Annotated in this window: 15 protein-coding genes; all 15 read left to right on the forward strand. The window is 51.7% G+C overall.

From position 1 onward, the window contains the following. Positions 1 to 28: 28 nt before the first annotated feature. The 15 genes from pilQ to MT343_RS01960 all read left to right on the forward strand — a co-directional run bounded on the left by pilQ (position 29) and on the right by MT343_RS01960 (position 23,391). Positions 29 to 2,083: a type IV pilus secretin PilQ gene (pilQ, locus tag MT343_RS01890; protein ID WP_243989452.1), complete on the forward strand. Its 2,055-nt coding sequence runs from the start codon at positions 29 to 31 to the stop codon at positions 2,081 to 2,083. A 3-nt stretch (positions 2,084 to 2,086) separates the two neighbouring features. Continuing rightward, positions 2,087 to 2,602, forward strand: a complete 516-nt coding sequence (gene aroK, locus MT343_RS01895; RefSeq protein ID WP_145470740.1) for a shikimate kinase AroK — start codon at positions 2,087 to 2,089, stop codon at positions 2,600 to 2,602. 5 nt (positions 2,603 to 2,607) lie between these two features. Then, positions 2,608 to 3,699 (forward strand): 3-dehydroquinate synthase, encoded by a 1,092-nt coding sequence (gene aroB, locus MT343_RS01900; RefSeq protein WP_145470742.1) that lies wholly within the window; start codon positions 2,608 to 2,610, stop codon positions 3,697 to 3,699. Positions 3,700 to 3,721: 22 nt separating this feature from the next. Then, positions 3,722 to 5,254, forward strand: coding sequence for an AAA family ATPase (locus tag MT343_RS01905; RefSeq protein WP_145470744.1), 1,533 nt, complete (start codon positions 3,722 to 3,724; stop codon positions 5,252 to 5,254). Positions 5,255 to 5,458: 204 nt separating this feature from the next. Then, positions 5,459 to 9,910, forward strand: a complete 4,452-nt coding sequence (gltB, locus tag MT343_RS01910; RefSeq protein WP_145470746.1) for a glutamate synthase large subunit — start codon at positions 5,459 to 5,461, stop codon at positions 9,908 to 9,910. Positions 9,911 to 9,940: 30 nt separating this feature from the next. Beyond that, the gene (locus MT343_RS01915) at positions 9,941 to 11,359 is read left to right on the forward strand and encodes an FAD-dependent oxidoreductase (RefSeq protein WP_145470748.1); all 1,419 of its coding nucleotides are present in this window, start codon (positions 9,941 to 9,943) and stop codon (positions 11,357 to 11,359) included. A 162-nt stretch (positions 11,360 to 11,521) separates the two neighbouring features. Next, positions 11,522 to 15,139 carry an Ig-like domain-containing protein gene (locus MT343_RS01920; protein ID WP_145470750.1) on the forward strand — a complete coding sequence of 1,206 codons (3,618 nt, stop codon included), beginning with the start codon at positions 11,522 to 11,524 and terminating at the stop codon, positions 15,137 to 15,139. 157 nt (positions 15,140 to 15,296) lie between these two features. After that, a complete protein-coding gene (gene hemE / locus MT343_RS01925; protein ID WP_145470751.1) occupies positions 15,297 to 16,364 on the forward strand; it encodes a uroporphyrinogen decarboxylase in 1,068 nt (355 codons plus the stop codon). Between the two features lie 231 nt (positions 16,365 to 16,595). Next, positions 16,596 to 19,391, forward strand: coding sequence for a monovalent cation/H+ antiporter subunit A (locus tag MT343_RS01930; RefSeq protein WP_145470753.1), 2,796 nt, complete (start codon positions 16,596 to 16,598; stop codon positions 19,389 to 19,391). Continuing rightward, positions 19,391 to 19,714: a Na+/H+ antiporter subunit C gene (locus MT343_RS01935; RefSeq protein WP_145470755.1), complete on the forward strand. Its 324-nt coding sequence runs from the start codon at positions 19,391 to 19,393 to the stop codon at positions 19,712 to 19,714. Before MT343_RS01930 ends, MT343_RS01935 begins: the two co-directional genes overlap by 1 nt. Before the next feature lie 2 nt (positions 19,715 to 19,716). Then, positions 19,717 to 21,237 carry a monovalent cation/H+ antiporter subunit D gene (locus MT343_RS01940; RefSeq protein ID WP_186436028.1) on the forward strand — a complete coding sequence of 507 codons (1,521 nt, stop codon included), beginning with the start codon at positions 19,717 to 19,719 and terminating at the stop codon, positions 21,235 to 21,237. Further along, on the forward strand, positions 21,234 to 21,719 hold the full coding sequence (locus MT343_RS01945; protein WP_145470759.1) for a Na+/H+ antiporter subunit E: 486 nt from the start codon (positions 21,234 to 21,236) through the stop codon (positions 21,717 to 21,719). Before MT343_RS01940 ends, MT343_RS01945 begins: the two co-directional genes overlap by 4 nt. Then, positions 21,713 to 21,997: a K+/H+ antiporter subunit F gene (locus MT343_RS01950; RefSeq protein ID WP_145470761.1), complete on the forward strand. Its 285-nt coding sequence runs from the start codon at positions 21,713 to 21,715 to the stop codon at positions 21,995 to 21,997. Before MT343_RS01945 ends, MT343_RS01950 begins: the two co-directional genes overlap by 7 nt. A 5-nt stretch (positions 21,998 to 22,002) precedes the next feature. Next, complete coding sequence (locus MT343_RS01955; protein WP_145470763.1) at positions 22,003 to 22,362, forward strand: Na+/H+ antiporter subunit G; 360 nt, start codon at positions 22,003 to 22,005, stop codon at positions 22,360 to 22,362. A 93-nt stretch (positions 22,363 to 22,455) separates the two neighbouring features. Continuing rightward, positions 22,456 to 23,391 (forward strand): chemotaxis protein, encoded by a 936-nt coding sequence (locus tag MT343_RS01960; RefSeq protein ID WP_145470765.1) that lies wholly within the window; start codon positions 22,456 to 22,458, stop codon positions 23,389 to 23,391. Positions 23,392 to 23,403: the final 12 nt, after the last annotated feature.

The raw sequence follows: 23,403 nt of genomic DNA on the forward strand, positions 1-23,403 counted from the left end.
CGCAATGATAAAGGCGCTACCAGTCCTGATGCTGGCTTTTATGGCCTCGCTTGCTTCTGCAACGACACTTAACGATCTTCGTTTTTCATCTTTACCTGGTGATGTGACCGAGATCCGGATGGAATTTGATGGAACACCGCCACAAGTCAGTGGCTATACCATTGAGCAGCCAGCCCGTATTGCGTTGGATTTGCCAGGTGTGGTCAGTACGCTGAAAACAAAGCGCCATCAGATTGGCTCCGGTAATGCACGCAGCGCCACCTTGGTGTCGACCAAAGATCGTTCTCGTCTGGTTATTAATCTGACCCGCCTGGTGGGTTATACCACTAAGGTTGAGGGGAATACTCTGCTGTTACGGATTGGGCAGACGGAAGGTGACAAAGTATTTGCTGCTGATGTTAAATCCAGCTCTCCGTCAGGCATGCTCAATAATGACCTGAAAGTAGTTAATGTTGATTTTCGTCGTGGTGAGTTGGGAGAAGGTCAGGTTCAGATTATGCTGAATGACCCTCGCGCATCTGCCAATATTCGCCGTGAGGGCAATAAAATTATTGCCGATCTTAAAGGCGTACGCCTGCCGGAAGCTTTGAGTCGTCGCCTGGATGTCACTGATTTTGCCACGCCGGTTCGTTATGTTGATACCAAACGCGAAGATAGCTCTACCCGTATTGTGATTGAGCCTGTGGGCGATGATTTTGAATATCTGGCTTATCAGACAGATAAACTGCTCTCTATTAACGTATCTGTAGTGCCGGAAGAGCAGAGAGAAGAGCGTAAGAAGCAATTCCCGTTTACCGGCGAAAAGCTGTCGCTTAATTTCCAGAATATTGAAGTTCGTGCCGTGTTGCAGCTGATTGCCGACTTTACCGGTTTGAATCTGGTGGCATCAGACACTGTTCAGGGCAGTATTACATTACGTCTGCAAAATGTGCCGTGGGATCAGGCGCTGGATCTGGTGCTGAAAACCAAAGGGCTGGGTAAGCGTCAGATGGGGTCTGTATTGTTGATCGCGCCATCCGAGGAAATTGCTGCGCGTGAAAAAATCGAACTGGAAGCGGTGAAGCAGGTTGAAGAGCTGGCTCCTCTGGTTACTGAGTACATGCAGTTAAAATATGCTAAAGCCAGCGATCTGGCGAAGCTGCTGACTTCCGAGCAGGGTTTGTTGTCTGAGCGTGGCTCTGCGGTCGTTGATGAACGCACGAATACTCTGCTCATGAAAGATACCGCTGGTAATCTGGAAAAAGTCCGTGAAGCTCTGAATATGCTGGATGTGCCAGTGCGTCAGGTGCTTATTGAAGCCCGTATCGTTGTTGCGACGACCAGTGTCGGCGAAGAAATGGGTGTTAAGTGGGGTGGTGCCGGCTACCAAAAAAACAGTGGCAATGATTTTACTCGTTCAACCGTGGTTGGGGGTAGTCAAGCGACACTGGCGGAAGGCAATCAGATTCTGCTTGACCGCTTTAATGGTGACGAGCCGGAAGCCATCAATCTGACTTCAGCCAATATCGTTGATTTTGGTGTGACTAATGCCGCGGCCACAACCTTCGCTATTGGCTATCAGACTGCAGATTATTTATTGGATCTGGAGTTAGCTGCAATTGAAACCGATGGTCGTGCGGAAATCGTATCACAGCCACGGGTGATTACAGCCGATGGTCAGACGGCTTCTATTGAGTCCGGTACTGAAATTCCATACCAACAGGCCAGTTCCAGTGGTGCAACCAATGTGTCGTTCAAGTCTGCGGTTCTGCGTCTGGAAGTAACGCCGCAGATTACACCGGATGACCGCATCATTATGGATCTGGTGATCAATCAGGACTCCGTTGGTGAATTGACCCCTGCAGGACCAAGCATCAACACCAATGCGGTGGAAACTCAGGTGCTGGTCGATAATGGCGAAACTGTCGTATTGGGCGGTATTTTCCGCTCGGAAGAAGTGACGGCAATCAGTAAAACGCCGTTCTTTGGTGACCTGCCATTAATTGGCGCGCTGTTCCGTTATAACAGCCACTCCGAAGACAAGAGCGAACTGCTGGTGTTTATCACTCCACGTCTGGTTAAGGATTCGCTCAGCAATCGTTAATCTATGAAGCGATCACAATCCGTCTTTCTTATAGGGCCAATGGGTGCGGGAAAAAGCACCATTGGCCGTTTGCTTTCCGCCGAACTCAAACTCGAATTCTTTGACTCTGATAAAGTCATTGAAGAGCGCTGCGGCGCCAATATTCCCTGGATCTTTGATATGGAAGGGGAGAGTGGCTTTCGTGAGCGTGAAGAGCAGGCCATCGACGAACTGACCCAGATGGGTTCAATCGTACTGGCCACTGGTGGTGGTGTGGTTATGCGCGAAGCAAACCGCCGTCACCTGAGTGCGCGCGGCACGGTCGTTTATCTTTGCACCTCGGTCGAGCAACAGCTTGCGCGTACGGCCAAAGATAAAAACCGTCCGTTGCTGCAGGCTGAAAACCCGGAGCGTATTCTGCGCGACCTGTTCAGTGCCCGCGATCCGTTGTATCGGGAAATTGCAGACATCATTATTGAAACCGACCAGCGCAACCCGCGCTGGGTGGTGCAGGAACTTAAAAGGCTTATAAAAGGCTGACACACATGAATACCCTGACCGTCGATCTGGGCGACCGCAGCTACCCGATATTTATCGGAGCCGCGCTGCTTGGCGATTCTGCGTTATACACCCCTTATATTAAAGGCCGCCAGGTTCTTATCGTCACCAATGAAACCGTCGCTCCTTTATACCTGCAGCAGGTCAAAGCGGCGCTGGCGGATTATCAGGTGGATGAAGTCATCCTGCCGGATGGCGAGGCCTACAAAGATCTCAGTACACTGAACCTGATCTATGATGCCCTGCTGCAGAAGCAGCATAACCGTACGACAACCCTGCTGGCCCTTGGTGGCGGCGTTGTTGGTGATATGTGCGGTTATGCGGCCGCTTCGTATCAGCGGGGAGTGAACTTTATTCAGGTGCCCACTACGCTGCTGTCGCAGGTTGATTCTTCTGTCGGCGGCAAGACCGGTGTGAATCATCCGCTGGGTAAAAACATGATCGGCGCTTTTCATCAGCCGCAGTGTGTGATCGCCGATACAACTACCCTGAACACTCTGCCTGAGCGTGAGCTGTCAGCCGGTCTGGCAGAGGTGATTAAATACGGTCTTATCTGTGACTCTGCTTTTTATCAGTGGATTAAAGACAATATTCAGGCTCTGATGGCGCGAGAACCGCAGGCTCTGGCGTATGCGATTGAACGATCCTGTCAGGATAAGGCCGAAGTGGTGGCGCAGGATGAAACGGAATCCGGTATCCGCGCGATTCTGAATCTGGGCCATACCTTTGGTCATGCGATCGAAGCCCATCAGGGGTATGGTCAGTGGCTGCATGGTGAGGCTGTTGGTGCCGGCATGCTGATGGCTGCTGACCTTGGCTGGCGGATGGGGCATATCAGTGCTGATGAATTGCGTGAGCTGCGCTCATTGCTGCAGGCGGCGCAATTACCTGTGGTTGGTCCGGCCAATATGTCAGTGGAAGACTATCTGTCACGTATGCAGGTGGATAAAAAGGTGCTGGACGGTCGCATTCGCCTGGTACTGCTGCAGCGTATTGGTGAGGCTTATATGACCTCGGATGTACCAAAAGACCTGTTGACGCAAACCCTGCTGGCAGGGGATAAACTCGGTACGGCTTAACTCAGACCCTGAAGGAGGCACTATGGAAACCGATTTTAATCTGGATCTGGACGCGCATCGCAACAGCAGCACTGCAGATCCGGAAAACGGATACCATTTGCCTTTGCCGCAGTTACTGTCTGGTCAGCGCAAGCATCTTGAGTTGCTTGCGCATCTGGCGTCTTACAGCGAGCTTCTGGTTGCCGTAACCGGGCCTGAAGGCAGTGGTAAGACCGTTTTGTCCCAGGCCTTGGCTGCTCAGCGTGAAGAACCGGAAGAAAGCCTGTTTATTACCGCAGATCTGATGCTGGGTATGCCGGCCATCCTCAATCAGATTGCCCGCTACTGGGATATGCCGCAGCTGGCCGATGATATTGTTCATGCCCGCGAAGCCATCAAAGATATTGCTCTGCTGCGCTACAACGATGGTATCAGTCTGCTGGTTATTATTGATCAGGCCGACCAGCTTGATGCTGATACTCTTAATGAAATAGCTCACTTTGCGCTGCTGGCCCCTCAGGCAATATCTTTTGCGTTATTTGGTCAGCCGGGTTTTGAGCTGGCATTCCGCGAAAGCCCGGCGCAGGCGCCTGTGCATGTTCTGCATCTTGAGTCTCTGTCACTCGACGATTCCGCCGCGCTGATTCAGCAGGTGTTTAGTCCGGGTCAGCCATTGGTGCTGAGTCAGGATGAACTGCTGTTTATCTGGCAGCAATCGGGCGGCTGGCCGCAGTCGCTGTTGCATCAGGCTGAAGATTACCTGCTGTCACCCGGAATGGCTGAAGCGGTACCGGCAGCCAAAGCAACGACTCAGGCAAACCGTTTTCCTTTATTGCATATGCTGGCGATTGCCGGTGTGGCTGCGGCACTGATTGTTTCCTTTCTGTACCGCGATGCTGATGAGCCGGCGACGCTTGTTCCCGCCACCTTGCCGGATAACTCACTGGCGGTTACGGATACACTCACTGACAGTGAGCAATCACCTTTTATCAGTACTCCCGCGAGCGGCAATGAGAGTATTGAATCTGAAAGTATTGAAACAACAGAAATCACTCCACCTGTGGTGAAAACCGACAGTACAGCCGGAGAGCCTGATTACAATTATTCCGCAGCAGAAACCTCTGCCGGAAGTGCTGAAACACAGCCCGAAACTGTGGCCTCTGCGCCGACTCAGGCGCCGGTTGCAGAAACAACCGCTATCGCCGCACCGGTGGCCAGACAGCCGGTTAGCACTCCTGCTGCAGCTGAAGTGACCGCGCCTGCCGTTGTCAAACCGCAGCGCAGCCCTGATGAGCGTGCCTTGCTGGCAGCGAACGGTGGTTTTGTTGTGCAGCTGTTTGGGAGTTATCAGGCGGAGAATGCCAAAGGTTTCCGCCAGCAGTGGCAATCGCAGGTTGCAGGTTCGCTGTACCAGTACCGTACCGAGCATAATAACCGTCCGTGGTTTGTCGTGGTGGCGGGTGTTTATGGCAATCGCGCTGAAGCCAAAGCTGCGGTAAATGCGCTGCCGCGGGAACTGCGTACGCAGTCTCCCTGGATTCGTGAGGTTTCTGCGGTGCAGGATGTACTGCGCTGAGAAGGCTTTTCTGACTGCTATTTGACTCCTCAGGCAGCCTTCCGTCGCTGCCTTACAACAATACGCAAAAACGCTCATATTTGTGACAGGGCCCTCAGATGTGTAGAATGAGCGTCCTTTTGTCTCGATGCTGCTTAAATTTTGAGCATTAGGCTGTTGTAAGCCCTTGATTTTTCAATTGTTTTTACTGATGAGAGCTGTTCTATGAGAACTGGTCTGTATACTCCAGGCGACTTTAAGGACAACTGTGGATTCGGTTTGTTAGCCCATCTGGAAGGGCAGCCGAGTCACAAGCTGTTAACGACAGCAATCGAATCCTTAACCTGTATGACACACCGTGGCGGTATTGCTGCGGATGGCAAAACCGGTGACGGATGCGGTCTGTTGATCCAGAAGCCGGATTCTTTCCTGCGTGCTGTATCTGCACAAGCAGGTATTGAATTACCGGCTCAGTACGCTGTTGGTATGCTGTTTATGGATCTTGATGATGCCATTTTCAGCAAGCAGAAAACCGCCGTTGAGCAAGCTCTCAGCAGTCAGGGTCTGTCTGTATTGGGCTGGCGCACCGTGCCAACCAATAATGACTGCCTGGGACCGATGGCTATCGACTGCCTGCCGCGTTTTGAGCAGGTATTTATTGCTGCCGACTCTGAGCTGGACGAAACCATGTTCGCCGTGAAACTGTTCTACGCGCGTCGCTACGCCGAGAAAGCACTGAGCGAATACCCGGATTTCTACATCGCCAGTCTGTCAGACCGCGTGCTGTCCTATAAAGGTCTGACCATGCCGGTCGATCTGCCGAACTTCTTCCTGGATCTCGGTGACGAGCGTATGGAAACCGCTATCTGCGTATTCCATCAGCGTTTCTCTACCAACACCATGCCGCGCTGGCAGCTGGCTCAGCCATTCCGCATGCTGGCGCACAACGGTGAGATCAACACCATTCAGGGTAACCGCAGCTGGGCTAATGCCCGTACCGGTAAGTACCAGAGTGATCTGCTGCCTAACCTGAGTGATCTTGCTCCTATTGTTAACACCACAGGTTCTGACTCTTCTTCCATGGATAACATGCTGGAATTGCTGGTTACCGGTGGTATGAACCTGTTCCGTGCCATCCGTATGATGATTCCGCCTGCTTGGCAGAACGTCGAAACTATGGATGCCGATCTGCGTTCTTTCTATGAATACAACTCCATGCATATGGAGCCGTGGGACGGCCCGGCTGGTCTGGTTATTACCGATGGCCGTTACGCCGTGTGTGGCCTTGACCGTAACGGTCTGCGTCCATCGCGCTGGGTTATCACCAAAGACAACTTCATTACCGTTGCATCTGAAGTCGGTGTTTACGGCTACAAGCCGGAAGACGTCGTGGCTAAAGGCCGTGTCGGTCCGGGTGAAATCCTCGCGATTGATACCAAAGAAGGTAAGTTGCTTAACGCCGCAGACATCGACAATGCACTGAAGTCTGAGTTCCCGTACAAGAAATGGCTGAAAGAAAATGCCATCCGTATGGAAAGTCAGCTGTTGCTGCAAAAAGTTGATGATGCTGAAGCGCTGTCCGGCGATCAGCTCAATACTCATCAGAAGCTGCAACTGGTTACCAACGAAGAGCGTGATCAGGTGCTGCGCCCTATGGGCGAAGAAGGTCAGGAAGCGACTGGCTCTATGGGCGATGACACGCCAATGGCTGTGCTGTCTCAGCGCGTACGCCATATGGCCGATTACTTCCGCCAGCAGTTTGCGCAGGTTACCAACCCGCCGATCGATCCGCTGCGTGAAGCTATCGTGATGTCGCTGGAAACCTGCATCGGCGCCGAGAAAAACGTGTTCGAAACCGGTGCTGATCATGCCAACCGCATCATCCTGACCTCACCGGTACTGTCACCGCTGAAATTCCATGGCCTGAAAACCACCGGTCTGGAAGCGTTTTCTCATACCACCCTGTCGCTGGCATTTGACCCGACAGTGGGTCTGCAGCAGGCGGTGATCAACCTGGCCGATCAGGCAGAACAGGCGATGCGTAACGGTACCGTTATGATCATCCTGTCGGACCGCGATGTGAACGACAGCCAATGGGTTATTCCTGCGGTTATGGCAACCGGTGCGGTGCATCACCGTCTGGTTAAACAGGGCCTGCGTACCAACGGTAATATCATCGTTGAAACCGGTTCTGCCCGTGACGCGCATCAGTTTGCTGTGCTGTTGGGCTTCGGTGCGACCGCGGTTTATCCGTGGCTGGCTTATGACGTGCTGACCGATCTGCACCGCACCAACGAATTGCTGGGCGATCCGCTGAAGTCTCAGCAGAATTTCCGCAAGGCTATCCGCAAGGGCCTGCTGAAAGTGATGTCCAAAATGGGTATCTCGACCGTTGCCTCTTACCGTGGTTCGCAGCTGTTTGAAGCTGTGGGTCTGAGCAAAGAAGTCGTCGATCTGTGTTTCTGTGGCGTTACCAGCCGTATTCAGGGCGCGACCTTTGCCGATTTCGAAGAAGATCTCGAGCTGGTGCGTAAGAATGCCTGGAAAACCCGTAAGAAAATCGACCAGGGTGGTCTGATCAAATACGTGCACGGCGGTGAATACCACGCCTATAACCCGGATGTTGTGAAAAACATTCAGGAAGCCGTACAGACCAACAGTCAGGAAGCCTACGACCGTTTCGCCGAGCTGGTGAACAAGCGTCCGGTAGCGACTATCCGTGACCTGCTGAGCCTGCGCAAAGACATCACGCCAATCGATATCAGTGAAGTGGAACCGGCTGAGAAGCTGTACCCACGCTTTGATACTGCGGCGATGTCGCTGGGTGCTCTGTCGCCTGAAGCGCACGAAGCGCTGGCTGAAGCGATGAACGAACTGGGTGGCCGTTCCAACTCCGGTGAGGGCGGTGAAGATCCGGCCCGTTACGGCACCAACAAAAACTCCAAGATCAAGCAGATTGCTTCCGGTCGTTTTGGTGTAACCCCGGCCTATCTGGCCAGCGCTGATGTGCTGCAGATTAAAGTTGCTCAGGGTGCCAAGCCGGGTGAAGGCGGTCAGCTGCCGGGTGGTAAGGTTAACGACCTGATCGCGACCCTGCGTTACTCCGTACCTGGTGTAACCCTGATTTCGCCACCACCGCACCACGACATTTACTCGATTGAAGACCTTGCTCAGCTGATTTTCGACCTGAAACAGGTGAATCCGGCGGCTCTGGTCTCGGTGAAGCTGGTATCTGAGCCAGGCGTGGGCACCATTGCGGCCGGTGTGGCCAAGGCTTACGCCGACCTGATCACCATCTCCGGTTATGACGGTGGTACAGCGGCTTCGCCGATCACCTCGATCAAATATGCCGGTTCGCCATGGGAGCTGGGTCTGTCCGAAGCTCATCAGGCGCTGCGTGCCAACGACCTGCGCGGCAAAGTCCGCGTACAGACCGACGGTGGTCTGAAGTCTGGTCTGGACGTGGTGAAAGCGGCGATTCTGGGTGCTGAATCTTTCGGTTTCGGTACGCTGCCAATGGTAGCTGTGGGTTGTAAGTACCTGCGTATCTGTCACCTGAACAACTGTGCGACCGGTGTTGCCACCCAGAACGATGGTCTGCGTGAAGAGCACTACATCGGTACCGCCGAGATGGTGAAAAACTACTTCCGCTTCCTCGCTGAAGAAGTACGCGGCTGGATGGCTCAGCTGGGTGTGCGCAGCATGGAAGAACTGGTTGGCCGTACTGATCTGCTGGATATGCTGGAAGGCCTGACCAGCAAGCAGCGTAATCTGGATCTGATGCCGTTACTGGCTAACGACCATATTCCTGCTGATAAGCCGCATACCGTTAAGGTCGAGCGCAACACTCCGTACGATGAAGGCCTGTTGGCTGAGCGCATGGTGCAGGATGTTCTGCCAGCTATTGAAAATAAAGCTGGCGGTGAATTCAGTTTCCGCATCACCAACTGCGACCGCTCTATCGGTGCGCGTCTGTCCGGTGAGATTGCCAAGCGTTATGGCAATCAGGGCATGGCTGACAAGCCAGTACGCATGAATCTGACCGGTGTTGCCGGTCAGTCATTCGGCGTGTGGAACGCTGGTGGTCTGGAAATGGTGCTGGAAGGTGATGCCAACGATTACGTGGGTAAAGGTATGACCGGCGGTAAGCTGGTGATCTTCCCACCAAAAGGTTCGGCCTTTAACTCGAATGACACCTCCATCGTTGGTAACACCTGTCTGTATGGTGCGACTGGCGGTAAATTACTGGCGGCCGGCCGTGCCGGTGAGCGTTTCGGTGTACGTAACTCCGGTGCGCATGCGGTTGTTGAAGGCGCAGGCGATCACTGCTGCGAATATATGACCGGCGGTATGGTCTGTGTGCTGGGCGCAACCGGCTATAACTTCGGTGCAGGTATGACCGGTGGTTTTGCTTATGTACTCGACCTCGATAACAGCTTTGTCGACAAGTACAACCACGAGCTGGTGGATATCCATCGTATCTCCAACGAACTGACCGAAGCACACCGCAGCCATCTGCGCGGCGTGCTGCGTGAATTCGTCGGCGAGACCGGCAGCGCCTGGGGTCAGACCATTCTGGATGACTTCGATGGCTTCATCGGTAAATTCTGGCTGGTGAAACCAAAAGCGGCCGACTTACAACAATTGCTGAATAACACCCGTGCTCGTCCTGAGTAATCGGTACAGGACGAGAGAGAGAGGTTCGAGATGGCGCAACGTCTGAACAATAATTTCCAGTTTGTCGAAGTGGGTCGTCAGGACCCGGCAAAAAAATCCATCGATCTGCGCAAAGCGCAGTTCGTGGAGATTTATGAGCCTTTCAAACAGGAACAGGTTAATGACCAGGCACACCGCTGCCTGGCGTGTGGTAACCCATACTGCGAGTGGAAGTGCCCGGTACACAACTACATTCCTAACTGGCTGAAACTGGCCAGCGAAGGCAACATTCTGGAAGCGGTAGAGCTGAGCCATCAGACCAATACCCTGCCGGAAGTCTGTGGCCGTGTATGTCCGCAGGACCGTCTGTGTGAAGGGGCCTGTACCCTGAACGACGGCTTTGGCGCAGTAACCATTGGTAATGTTGAGAAATACATCACCGATACGGCCTTCGCCATGGGCTGGAAGCCGGATATGTCTAAGGTGGTGCCAACCGGTAAGCGCGTTGCCATCATCGGTGCCGGCCCTGCAGGTCTGGGTGCGGCCGATGTGCTGGTGCGTAACGGTGTTACCCCGGTGGTATTCGACAAGTACCCGGAAATCGGTGGTCTGCTGACCTTCGGTATCCCTGAATTCAAGCTGGAAAAGAGCGTGATGGTTAACCGTCGCAAAGTCTTCGAAGGCATGGGTGTGGAATTCCGTCTGAACACTGAGGTGGGCAAAGACGTTGATTTCCAGAGCATCATCGATGAATTCGACGCCGTGTTCCTGGGTATGGGTACCTACAACTACATGAAGGGCGGTTTCCCGGGTGAAGATCTGCCGGGCGTTCATGATGCACTGGATTTCCTCATCTCCAACGTCAACCGTAACCTCGGCTTTGAGAAAGACGCCGCGGATTTTGTCAGCGTTAAAGGCAAAAAAGTTGTGGTTCTCGGTGGTGGTGATACAGCGATGGACTGTAACCGTACCTCCATCCGTCAGGGGGCAGCCAAAGTAACCTGTGCTTACCGTCGTGATGAAGACAACATGCCGGGTTCCAAGCGCGAAGTGGTTAACGCCCGTGAAGAAGGTGTGAACTTCCTGTTCAACCGTCAGCCTGTTGCCATTGTTGGCGATGGCAAAGTGGAAGGCGTAAAAGTCGTGACCACGCAGATGGGCGAGCCTGATGAAAACGGCCGTCGCCGTCCGGAAGTGGTGGAAGGTTCTGAAGAGATCCTGCCAGCAGACGCGGTACTGGTGGCTTTCGGTTTCCGTCCAAGCCCGGCGCCATGGTTTAAGGATTTCGGTATCGAACTGAATAGCTGGGATGGTGTTGTTGCACCGGAAGAGCAGGAATTCAAGTTCCAGACCTCTAATCCGAAAGTGTTTGCCGGTGGCGATATGGTACGTGGTTCTGATCTGGTGGTTACTGCCATCTGGGAAGGCCGTAACGCCGCTGAAGGTATTCTCGACTACCTCGACGTATAAGCCATTTTCTGCCTGTTTTAGGCAGAATGTGACAAACGGCATAAAACGCGGCTTACCCGGTGGGTAGCCGCGTTTTTGTTTATGGCCTCTTTTACCGTAGCAATGCTATCCTAACCGGCAATAAGAATACTGTTGGGACAATTACAAATGGAGCGCGCGCGCATGTTCAAGCCCACTGCATTAATCAGTCTTCTGCTGACCCTCCTTCTGACTGCCTGTGGTGGTGATAGTGGTGGTTCGGTGGCTGGTGGATCTAATACTGATGATAATACGCCTGGCACTGGTGGCGATGGAAACCCGGATACCAGTATCCCAATTGTGTTGCAGGTTGGTTCAGGGGATGGTGTCGGGTTCACGTCAGGAGTTATGAGCTTTCTTGCTGTATCTGGTTCAACGGATATTGATGTGACTGTAACTGTAACAGATCAAAATAACTCTAATGCTCTGGTCAGTGGTAACTATCGTGGTGTTTTCGAGGCTGGATGTTTGGTTCCTCTGAATAGCGATACAGCAATTATTCAGAGCAGCAGCAGTATTACTAAGCGCTTCAAGAATGAGGCAAATTGCACCTCAGACACAATAAGTGCCAATGTCTACCCTTTGGGCAGCACAACTTTAATTGGGACTGCATCGGTTGATCTCAACGATATAATCCCTCCTGCTGATACAACCATCCCTGCAGTGTTACAGGTTGGATCGGGCACAGGTGTAGACTTTATTCCTGGGGCCATTGATATCTCCGTATCTGAGTCAACGACAGATCTTGATGTTACCGTGACAGTGACAGATAAAAATAATGGCAGTGCAGCGGTTAGTGGTAACTATCGTGGCGTTTTCACTGCTGGTTGTTTTGTGCCCGTCAATGGCGATGAAGCGGTTATCCAAAATAGCAGCAGCATCACCAAACATTTTAAAAATACATCGAATTGTACTACTGATACAGTAAGTGTGTCCGTTTACCCCTTTGCTGGTGCCACACTGATTGGTACAGCTTCAGGAAGTATCGACAATTCTGTACCTTCGGTCGAAACACCGCTCCCTTCATTGGGCAGTGGTTCTGGTGCTGCATTCAGAGAGAGCCAGATTGCAGCGACTTCCTTTTCGCTCATCGCTGGAGGTAGTCTGCCAATATCCGTCTCTGCAGTAGATAAAAACAAAGGTAATAGCTTGCTGACGGGGGATTACAGCTACAAATTTAGTTCAGTCTGCGAGGCTGCAGGTACTGCTAAGTTTACGAGTAAAACATCCTTATTAAGCTCGGGAGTAGGCGCAAGCGAGTATGTGAATATCAGTTGTAGTGGTTCAGATACGATAACGGCCCGTCTTTTTGCACCCAATGTGGATTCGTCCATTGATAGCAATGCCATCGCATCAGCAACGCTAACAATCAAAACGGCTTTGCCAAAATTAGGGTCTGGTGCTGGAGCTGATTTTATTAATGGATTAATAAGTGGAGATGATACTTTAGAGGGATTGGATTCTCTGGAGTTATCGGCTTCTGTTGTGAATCCTCTGAGCAATAATGTCGTGCTCTCTGGTAGTAACTATGAACTCGAATGGAGTTCAAGTTGTGCTACAGGTGAATTTACGTTGTCAGAGCAAAACCTCTCCAATGCTGATATTCGCACTCGCTATTTTAGTGACCCCAGCAGCTGTATTGGTACGGATACTGTTTCTTTATCTCTATATGAACGAAATAACCCGTCCGTCATATTAGCAACAGCAACTAAAGATATTGTGGTTTCTTTGGGGGTTGACGCGAAATTAGGCTTTGGTTCTGGGGGCTCTTTTGTTGAAAATACACTGCAGATATCTCCAGCAATCTTGGCTGCAGGTGGAACTGCATTGATAACGGCTAATGTCGTTGATGGTAATAACGCTGATGCTTTGGTTGTTAATAAGGCCTATGGTTTAACGGTCTCTAGCGAATGCTCAGATCAGGGGCAGGCTGAATTTGTTTCCGCGGAGCAGATCGTTTTTCAAGGTGAGGCGCGTTTCAGCTATACGGCTCAGGGCTGTGAAGGGGTTGATGGCTTAACGGTTAACTTGTATGCCGTAACTAATGGCGAAATTGATAAAACACGACTGCTGAAATCAACAGTCGGCTCAATTACGGTAAATAAAGCCCAGATTGGTGCTATTTTATCGGGTGATATAAGCGCCTCCCAACTTTCAGTAACATCGATTGCCAACAAGTTGCTGCCAACTCAATCTGAGGTAACTTTCCGCGTTGTAGACAGAAATGGCCTGCCTGTTCCTAATCAGGAAGTCCGATTCTCGTTAAACAGTGAGGTTGGCGGAATTAATCTTACAATCGACTCAGCAATTACTGATGCAGATGGTCAAGTGAAGGCTATCGTTAATTCTGGTACAACCCACGCTATAACCAGTGTTATTGCAGAGACTACAACGGAAGCGGGAAATCTGCTGAAAACCAGCTCCTTGCCTATTTCTATTACGACCGGTTATCCGGATCAGAATAGTTTCAATTTGGTCGCAGATATTCTGAACCCGCTGGGGTTTGATGTGGATGGCACATCAGTTCAGTTTACTGTGCGTGCTGGTGATGCATTCGGTAACCCTGTGCCGGATGGCACCATTATCAACTTTATTGCTGAATCTGGTTTGATTGAACCAACCTGCCCTATCTCTGGAGGATCGTGTTCTGTTAATTGGGTAAGTACGAATCCACGCCCAGGGTTTAATGGGAATGGGGTGCTTAAGACTAATGCTGCAGGCTATCCAGGTTATGACGCAACTTGGCAAGGTGGTAAGGCTGGTGTCGCTACGGTGCTCGCTTATAGCGTGGGTGAGGCAGGCTTTGCTGATAAAGATGGTGATGGGTTGTTGGATGCACTTGGCGTGGCGGGTGATGAGTCGTTCTTCTCTATGGGAGAGGCTTTTCTGGATGCTAATGAAGACGGAGTCTTCAATGATAGTAATACTGTAAATCCTTATGAAAAACTTGTCGATTATGATAAGGACGGATCATGGGATGCTGCGCCAGCTGTTTATGAAGGAGCTTCCTGTTCTCAAGATACTCTTGATGCGGGAGTTCATTGTCAGAAGCTTGTGCATGTACGCGATTCGGTTCAGTTCATTGTTGCTGCAGGCCGTACAGCTCCGGCGATTGAGTTAGTATCGGTAAGTGGTGGCATTACGGCTGATCTTAGTGGTAACAGTTGTATTAACGTGCGCAATGAAGGAAGTGTGACTTTTACCTTCAATGCAACCGATTACAACGGAAACATTCCTCCGATTGACACGGCAATCTCCTTCGAAGCAGAGGGGTTTGAGATTGTATCGGAACCTCCGGCTAGTGTGCCAAACTCTAATAGCACAACAGGCTTTGCCTTTTCTGCAACGATTGAGAAAGATGATACGTTTGAAAATGGCCGTGCTCGCTTAGAGTTGAAAACGACACAGAACTTTGCGTCTGGTTGGACATCAGTAACATTAACTGATGATCCCCGGATTTTGCTGACCCCTGATCAGTATTTATTGGACGTTTCTGGTGGAAATCAGACGGTTACTTATACCTTCCGCAACGCGTGCGGTGGGGTGCCAGCAGCCGGGGATATTATTCTGTTTCGTTTAGGAAATGGCCAGTTTGCTGGTGGCGGCACTAAGTTACAGATTAGTGGGGCAGATTTGACTGCGGGTGCCTATACGGTAACTTACGAAACTGACGGCACTCCAAGTACAGGCAGTGTAACCATAACGACTATTGAATCAAATGATGGTATTAGTTACTCGGTTGATTATGAAATCGAAGACTGATTTTTCATAACAAAAAACCCGGCCCCGGCCGGGTTTTTTGTGTCTACCTCTGGCTTGCAGGCACTGTTCTGCCCTTTGCTGCGCAAAGTCAAAAATCGCCTAGGCGATTTTTTGGTATGATAGCGCGCAAATTCTCTGGTGCTGATTTAGGTATTCCATGTCTGAACTGAAAAATGATCGCTTTCTTAAGGCTTTGCTCCGTCAACCGGTTGACCGCACTCCGGTGTGGATGATGCGTCAGGCCGGGCGTTACCTGCCGGAATACCGCGCCAGCCGTGCTCAGGCCGGTGACTTTATGTCGCTGTGTAAGAACCCTGAACTGGCCTGTGAAGTCACCATTCAGCCACTGGACCGCTTTCCGCTGGATGCGGCGATCCTGTTCTCTGACATCCTGACCATTCCTGATGCGATGGGACTGGGTCTGTATTTTGAGACCGGCGAAGGCCCGCGTTTCAATAAAATCATCCGCACCGAAGCCGATGTGCAGAGTCTCAACGTGGTGAATACCGCCGCCGATCTGGATTACGTGCTGAAAGCGGTTTCCACCATCCGCCGTGAGCTGAATGGTCGTGTGCCGCTGATCGGCTTCTCCGGCAGTCCGTGGACGCTGGCGACTTATATGGTCGAAGGCGGTTCTTCCAAGGACTTCCGTCATGTGAAGGCGATGATGTACGACACGCCAGAAGTGATGCACCAGCTGCTGGATGTGCTGGCAAAATCGGTGATCGATTATCTGAATGCGCAGATCAAAGCCGGTGCCCAGGCGGTGCAGATCTTTGATACCTGGGGCGGCAGTCTGAGCGATGTGGCTTACCGTGAATTCTCGCTGAAGTATATGCAGCAGATTGTGGCTGGTCTGATCCGCGAACACGATGGCCAGAAAATTCCGGTTATTCTGTTCACTAAAGGCGGTGGTCAGTGGCTGGAAGCCATGGCCGATACCGGTGCCGATGCGCTGGGTCTCGACTGGACCACCGATATTGGTAATGCCCGTGGTCGTGTGGGTAACCGGGTAGCGCTGCAGGGTAATATGGACCCGTCGGTATTGTATGCTTCACCGAAGACCATCCGGGCCGAAGTTAAACGCATCCTCGACAGCTACGGCAATGGCTCTGGCCATGTGTTTAACCTGGGTCATGGCATTCATCAGTTTGTCGATCCGGAGCATGCCAAGGCCTTTGTTGAGGCTGTGGTTGAGTTAAGTCCTGAGTACCACCAGGGCTGAGCGCGACGATTATCCCTTAGCTATCCGGGCCGGAGTTTCGTAAGGAACTCCGGCTTTTTTATAACTGTATGATTTCTTTGTATTTATTCTGGTTATCAGGTTAGGCACGGCTGACAATTCTTTGCATCGTAATACCGCCTTTTGTGTAGCACGGGCGCTGATCATGCTATCTTTTGGCGGTTCAGGTCATGGTGGATGACCGTCACCTTCAGGTATGAGGCTTTCATTTTTATGAATCTGCTCTGGATTCCGTTGCTGCCATTGCTGGGAACATTGGTGCCATTACTCAGCTATCGCTTTGGTCGTACGGCAACGGCCGCGCTGACCGCATTACTGCCGGCGATATCACTGATTCTGGTGGTGCAGGCTATTCCGGCGGTTTTTGCCGGTGAGGCTTTAACTTGGCAGGCCAGCTGGATTCCGCAGATAGGTCTGAATCTGGCCTTTCACCTCGATGGTCTGGCTCTGCTGTTTAGCCTGCTGATTCTGGGGATTGGCCTGCTGGTTATTCTGTATGCGCGTTATTACCTGTCTGATAACGATCATATGGGGCGCTTTTATTCGTATCTGATTCTGTTTATGACCGCCATGTTGGGCGTGGTGCTGTCGAATAACCTGCTGCAGTTGTGGTTCTTCTGGGAGCTGACCAGCATCAGCTCCTTTCTGCTGATTAGTTTCTGGTCACATAAAACCGATGCCCGTAAGGGTGCCCGTATGGCACTGACCATCACCGGTGCCGGTGGTCTGGCTTTGCTGGGCGCGTTGATTCTTATTGGTCAGACGGTGGGCAGCTACGACTTACGCACCGTGTTGGCGAGTGGTGATGTACTGCGTGAGAGTGCGGTGTATCCGGTCATTATTGTGCTGTTCCTGCTGGGAGCGTTTACTAAGTCAGCACAATTTCCGTTCCATTTCTGGCTGCCGCATGCCATGGCGGCCCCGACGCCGGTTTCCGCCTACCTGCACTCGGCCACTATGGTGAAAGCCGGTGTATTTTTGCTGGCGCGTTTTTATCCGGTGCTGGCGGATACTGATCTGTGGTTTGTGATTGTCAGTATGGTGGGGCTGGCTACCTTGCTGCTGGGCGCTTATACCGCTTTGTTCAAACACGATTTAAAAGGACTGCTGGCGTATTCCACCATCAGTCATCTGGGTCTGATTACGCTGCTGTTTGGTCTGGATACCGAGCTGGCGGCCATTGCTGCGGTATTCCACATTATTAACCACGCAGTATTCAAGGCGTCATTATTTATGGCGGCGGGGATTATTGACCACGAGTCCGGTTCGCGTGATATGCGTCAGCTGAATGGTCTGTGGAAATATATGCCGTATACCGCAACGTTAGCGATGGTGGCTGCAGCATCCATGGCGGGCGTCCCTTTGCTGAATGGCTTCTTATCGAAAGAAATGCTGTTTGCCGAAACTCTGCATCAGGCCACGCTTGGGTCGTTATCCTGGTTGATTCCATTGCTGGCAACCATCGGTGGAGCGTTGGCCGTTGCTTATTCTCTGCGTTTTATTCACGACGTATTTTTTAATGGCGAACCTATTAATCTGCCGCGCACTCCACACGAGCCTCCGCGTTATATGCGTGTACCGGTAGAAATTCTCGTTGTGCTCTGTCTGCTGGTCGGTATCGTCCCTGACTTTGCCGTTGGTGATTTATTAAATGCGGCTGCCAGTGCTGTGCTGCATAAGCCACTGCCGGATTTCAGTCTGGCGGTATGGCATGGTTTTAACGGCCCTTTGTTGATGAGCCTGCTGGCGGTGGCTGGTGGCGCTACGCTGTATTATAACCGCCGCCATTTGTTTGCCTTTCAGGGTCAATTTGCCGACTTCGATGCAAAAATCGAATTTGAAAAAGGCATTCAGTGGACCACCGAGAAAGCCGCAGTTATTCACCGCTGGCTCGATAATGCCTCACTGCAGCGTTATGTTTTCCTGCTGATTATATTCTCGCTGTTTGTTACCGCCTGGCCACTGCTGCAGCTGGAAAATGCTCAGGGCAGCCGGCCACAGTTACCGGTTAATGGCATAGTACTGGTGGCTGCCGGATTGCTGATTATCGGCACACTGGCAACGGTAATCTTCAGTCATCTGCGCTTACTGGCGCTGATTATGATTTCTATTGTCGGCCTGATTGTGGCTATCGCCTTCGCTTACTTTTCTGCTCCCGATCTTGCCCTGACTCAGCTGTCGGTAGAGGTGGCGACCATTATCCTGTTCTTGCTGGCACTGTATTTTCTGCCACAGAAAACGCCACTGCGTGACAGCTCACCACGGCGGATTGTGCGTGATCTGAGCATTGCCTCGCTGGTGGGTGCGGTGATTGGTACTCTGTGTTACGCCATGCTGACCCGGCCATTGCACAGTATTTCCGAGTTCTTTATTGCCAACAGTAAAACCGGCGGTGGCGGCACCAATGTGGTGAACGTGATTCTGGTGGACTTCCGTGGTTTCGATACTCTGGGTGAAATTACCGTTCTGGCGATTGCCGGTCTGGGTATTTATAAACTGCTGGCCGGAATGCGCTTATACGTTCCTGCTGCAGATTCTGAAGGCCGGCCCTGGGCTAAAGATAAAAACCCGATGATGCTGGCGCTGATTTCACAGAGTCTGTTGCCACTCGCTTTGCTGGTGTCGGCCTATATTTTCCTGCGTGGCCATAACATGCCGGGCGGTGGTTTTATCGCGGGCCTGATTACCGCCATTGCTTTAATCCAGCAGTACATCGCTCATGGTGTGGCATGGATGAAGATCAGACTGAATTTCCCGTATCACTGGCTGATTGCTGCAGGTTTACTGTTGGCAACGTTCTCTGGTTTGGGTAGCTGGCTGTTTGACCAACCCTTCTTAACCACCTGGTTTGATTATTTCTCGCTGCCCTGGATTGGTAAATTCGAACTGGCCAGTGCCATGGTATTTGATTTAGGGGTTTATTTTACGGTGATCGGTGCAACACTTCTGATTCTGGCAAATCTTGGTCAGCTAACCACCAGTGAGCGGCCGCTGCCGGGAGGAAAATAATGGAAACAATTTATGCAATCTGTGTAGGGATAATGACTGCGGGGGGGGTGTTTCTGGTGCTGCGTGGTTACACCTTCGCGGTGGTGCTGGGGCTGACACTGCTGTCTTACGCGGTCAATCTGTTTTTATTTGCCAGTGGACGTCTGGTCATTAACGGGGCCGCCATTCTTGGTGAGTCGGAGGTGTACGCCGACCCCTTACCACAGGCGCTGGTATTAACCGCGATTGTTATTGGTTTTGCCATGACGGCCTTTGCACTGATTCTGGCACTGCGTGCCCGTGCTGATCTGGGTAATGATCAGGTTGATGGAGATAACGACTGAATATGCTGCAGCATCTGATCTTTTTCCCGGTTTTATTGCCTCTGCTGGCAGGTATCTTTTTATTGCTGCCACCACTGCATGGGCATGTTCAGCGTCAGCGTGTGACCGTATTTCTGGTCAATATTCTGCTGCTGGTCAGTGCCGTGCTGCTGTTGCAGCAAAGCCTGCAGCACGAACCGCAAATGTACATGATGGGTAACTGGCAGGCGCCGTTTGGTATCGCTCTGGTTAACGATAAGCTGGCGGCCATTATGTTGCTGTTAAGTGCAGTGTTGGGTTTTGCCGTACATTTATACGCCTGCGCCGGCGATGATCAGCGAGGACCTTTTTTCCATCCGTTGTTTATGTTTCAGCTGATGGGGATTAACGGTGCATTTTTAACCGGCGATGTATTTAACCTCTTCGTATTCTTCGAAATTCTGCTGATCGCTTCATACTCGTTGCTGATCCATGGCGGTGGTAAGCAGCGGACTCAGGCTGCCGTACATTATGTGTTTCTGAATCTGGTGGGCTCGGCCTTTTTCCTCTTTGGTCTGGGAATTATTTACGCCACTTTCGGCACGCTCAATCTGGCCGATATGGCGCATAAAGCTGCGCAGCTAAACAGTGAAGATGTCGCACTGGCAAAAGCGGGCGGGCTTTTATTACTGGTTGTATTTGGTCTTAAAGCCGCGTTATTACCTCTGCACTTCTGGCTGCCGCGCACTTACGCCCATACCTCCACACCGGTTGCCGCGTTGTTTGCCATTATGACCAAGGTGGGCATTTACAGTATCTGGCGCGTGCATACGGCGGTGTTCGGTGAATTTGGTGGTGAACTGGCAAATATTGCCATCAGCTGGTTGTGGCCGCTGGCACTGGCAACGTTGGTTGCCGGCATTATCGCTTTGCTGGCCAGCCAGACACTGAAAATGCTGGCGGCTAATCTGGTGGTGGTTTCTGCGGGTTCATTGCTGCTGACGATTGCGCTTAATACTCCGCAGGCAACCGCCGCGGGGTTGTATTATTTAATTCACAGCACGCTGATGGCCGCTGCTTTGTTCCTGATTGCGGGCCTTGTACATGAACAGCGCGGGCAGGCACAGGATCGTTTTGTGCGTTCGCGTCCGGTGAATCAGCCGGCACTGCTTGGCGGCTTATTTTTTATCGCAGCTCTGGCATTAATCGGTATGCCACCGCTGTCCGGCTTTGTCGGCAAAATCATGTTATTGCAGGCTGCGGGTGCGGGAGCAGACGCTGCCTGGATCTGGCCGCCGCTGCTTATTTCCGGTCTGGCAGCGCTGATTATGTTTTCCCGCGCGGGTACCACTTTATTCTGGCGTGTGCAGGGAACGTCACAAAATCAGGTTATGGCACATCCGCTGCAGATTACAGCGATCATTGTGTTATTGCTGACGTCGCCTTTGATGGTGATCTGGGGTGGTGCTCTGACAGATATGACAATCGCCGCTGCCAATGAACTACACCGGTTACCCCAGCCGCTGAGTCCGGCGGTAAGTACAGTGCAGGAGGTGCTGAAATGAAACGTTGGTTACCGATGCCACTGCACACTTTGCTGCTATTGCTGGTCTGGCTGTTGCTGAATGGTTTTTCTGCCGGGCACTTTGTTCTCGGTGGCTTTCTCGCCTGGCTTATTCCGCTATTAACCGCACCTTATTCGGATCATCAGAGCCGGGCCGGAAAGCCACTGGTGGTTATCCGTTATGTCCTGCGTTTGTTGCTGGATATTGTGTTGTCGAATATTGATGTCGCACGGCGGGTGCTGAAATCCAACCGGAGCCTGCAGCCGGGCTTTGTTGCTTTTCCCCTGGCACTGCAGGGGGATTTTCCGCTGACGGTTTTAGCCAGTACGATTTCCCTGACTCCCGGTACGGTGAGTGTGGATTTTTCCGAAGATAAACAGTGGCTGTATATTCATGCATTGCATATTACCGATGAGCAGGCACTGATTAACAATATTAAGCAGCATTACGAAAAACCCCTGCAGGAGATATTTTCATGCTGAGCCTGACAATATTGCAGGGTGCCGTTTTACTTACATCGACTCTGGTTGTGGTGGCGCTGATTTTAAATATCTGGCGTATGTTGCGTGGTCCGGATATCACTGACCGTATTCTGGCTCTGGATACGCTTTACATAAACAGCATTGCGCTGATTATCCTGCTTGGCCTGTATAACGGTTCGGCCCTGTACTTTGAAGGCGCACTGCTGATTGCCATGCTGGGTTTTGTCAGCACGGCGGCGTTGTGTAAATACCTGTTGCGTGGCGACATTATCGAGTAATGCTTATGGAATCTGTAGTACATATTATCGCTGCGGTGCTGTTGTTGACGGGTGGTTTCTTTGTTTTTGTCGGCTCTGTCGGCCTGTTGAAATTGCCTGACTTTTTTACCCGCCTGCATGCACCAACCAAGGCGACCACAATGGGTATTGGCGCGATTCTGCTGGCCTCTATGGTACTGACGACCATGCGCGATGGTCGTCTGAGCATTCATGAGCTGGTCATCAGCCTGTTTTTGTTTATTACCGCGCCGGTATCTGCACATATGTTGGCCAAGGCGGCACTGCATCGCCGGGTGAAATTGCTTGATCACAGCAAAAATGCACAACTGGCACCGAAGGCGGCAGAGCAGAAAACACCGGAGTGATTTTCGCCGGGCAGATTACAGATCATTGCTATACTTATCAGTATATAGTCTGAGAAGATTCTGCCGTCTGGGCAAATCACCACCGGAATCAACATGCGTAATGGCAGTCAGTACCAGCAATCCCAGGGGTTGCTGCTGTTTAAAATCAACGAACGGCAGACCTTTGGCCTCGGCACTCTTAAAGTAAAAGAAATTGTGCCCTGGCAGCCATTAACTTCTATTCCACAATCCCATGCAGTTGTTGCCGGTACGGCTTATATCCGTGGTGTTACTATTTCGGTAATCGACCTGGCGGCTGCTATTGGTTATCGCCCGGTCAGTCCGGCAGAAATGAAAGACTGCTTTATTATTATTACCGACTGCCAGCGCCAGAATGTCGGTTTTCTGGTGCGTAAAATTGACCGCATTATTGACTACAGCTGGCGCAATATCAGCCCGCCACCCAGTGCTGCCGGGCGGCATATTTATTCCACCGGTATTATTGAGTATGACAAAAAGCTGATTCAGTTGCTGGATATTGAGATGGTGCTGTCGACCATCTTTCCGGCCGACGAAGAAGCATTGCATGCTGATATCAGCCGTGAAGAGCAGAGCCGCTTACGCGCGCATCCTATTTTACTGGTGGATGATTCCAGCGTCGCACGCCGGCAGCTGGCGGAAGCGCTGAATCATGTCGATGTGCCGTTTGAGGTTTGCTCCGATGGTAAGCAGGCGTTAACGCTGCTGACCGACGCTGCAGCACGCGGTACACCGTTCGATATTCTGGTCAGCGATATTGAGATGCCGGGGCTGGATGGTTATGAACTGGCTTTTGAAGTGCGTAATAACAGCACGACTCAGGGCATGTACATTATCCTGCACACCTCGCTTTCCAGTGAAATCAGCGTTGATCGTGCCCATCAGGTGGGTGCCAATGAAGCGCTGACGAAATTTGATGCCGCCGAACTGATTCATGCCATGCTGCGTGGTGCTGAGCAGGTTGAACGCGGTGATGTGATTCCCGGTGTGGAAAGCCGCCGCCAGAATTAAAACGGATTCCTG

This window comes from Venatorbacter sp. C2-1 (assembly GCF_022832715.1).
GTDB classification, from domain to species: domain Bacteria; phylum Pseudomonadota; class Gammaproteobacteria; order Pseudomonadales; family Oceanobacteraceae; genus Venatoribacter; species Venatoribacter alkanivorans.

What these genes read in the sequence shown, in the direction of transcription:
- pilQ (WP_243989452.1), top strand. Translation starts at nt 29, where the DNA reads ATGCTGGCTTTTATGGCCTCGCTTGCTTCTGCAACGACACTTAACGAT.
- aroK (WP_145470740.1), top strand. Translation starts at nt 2,087, where the DNA reads ATGAAGCGATCACAATCCGTCTTTCTTATAGGGCCAATGGGTGCGGGA.
- aroB (WP_145470742.1), top strand. Translation starts at nt 2,608, where the DNA reads ATGAATACCCTGACCGTCGATCTGGGCGACCGCAGCTACCCGATATTT.
- MT343_RS01905 (WP_145470744.1), top strand. Translation starts at nt 3,722, where the DNA reads ATGGAAACCGATTTTAATCTGGATCTGGACGCGCATCGCAACAGCAGC.
- gltB (WP_145470746.1), top strand. Translation starts at nt 5,459, where the DNA reads ATGAGAACTGGTCTGTATACTCCAGGCGACTTTAAGGACAACTGTGGA.
- MT343_RS01915 (WP_145470748.1), top strand. Translation starts at nt 9,941, where the DNA reads ATGGCGCAACGTCTGAACAATAATTTCCAGTTTGTCGAAGTGGGTCGT.
- MT343_RS01920 (WP_145470750.1), top strand. Translation starts at nt 11,522, where the DNA reads ATGTTCAAGCCCACTGCATTAATCAGTCTTCTGCTGACCCTCCTTCTG.
- hemE (WP_145470751.1), top strand. Translation starts at nt 15,297, where the DNA reads ATGTCTGAACTGAAAAATGATCGCTTTCTTAAGGCTTTGCTCCGTCAA.
- MT343_RS01930 (WP_145470753.1), top strand. Translation starts at nt 16,596, where the DNA reads ATGAATCTGCTCTGGATTCCGTTGCTGCCATTGCTGGGAACATTGGTG.
- MT343_RS01935 (WP_145470755.1), top strand. Translation starts at nt 19,391, where the DNA reads ATGGAAACAATTTATGCAATCTGTGTAGGGATAATGACTGCGGGGGGG.
- MT343_RS01940 (WP_186436028.1), top strand. Translation starts at nt 19,717, where the DNA reads ATGCTGCAGCATCTGATCTTTTTCCCGGTTTTATTGCCTCTGCTGGCA.
- MT343_RS01945 (WP_145470759.1), top strand. Translation starts at nt 21,234, where the DNA reads ATGAAACGTTGGTTACCGATGCCACTGCACACTTTGCTGCTATTGCTG.
- MT343_RS01950 (WP_145470761.1), top strand. Translation starts at nt 21,713, where the DNA reads ATGCTGAGCCTGACAATATTGCAGGGTGCCGTTTTACTTACATCGACT.
- MT343_RS01955 (WP_145470763.1), top strand. Translation starts at nt 22,003, where the DNA reads ATGGAATCTGTAGTACATATTATCGCTGCGGTGCTGTTGTTGACGGGT.
- MT343_RS01960 (WP_145470765.1), top strand. Translation starts at nt 22,456, where the DNA reads ATGCGTAATGGCAGTCAGTACCAGCAATCCCAGGGGTTGCTGCTGTTT.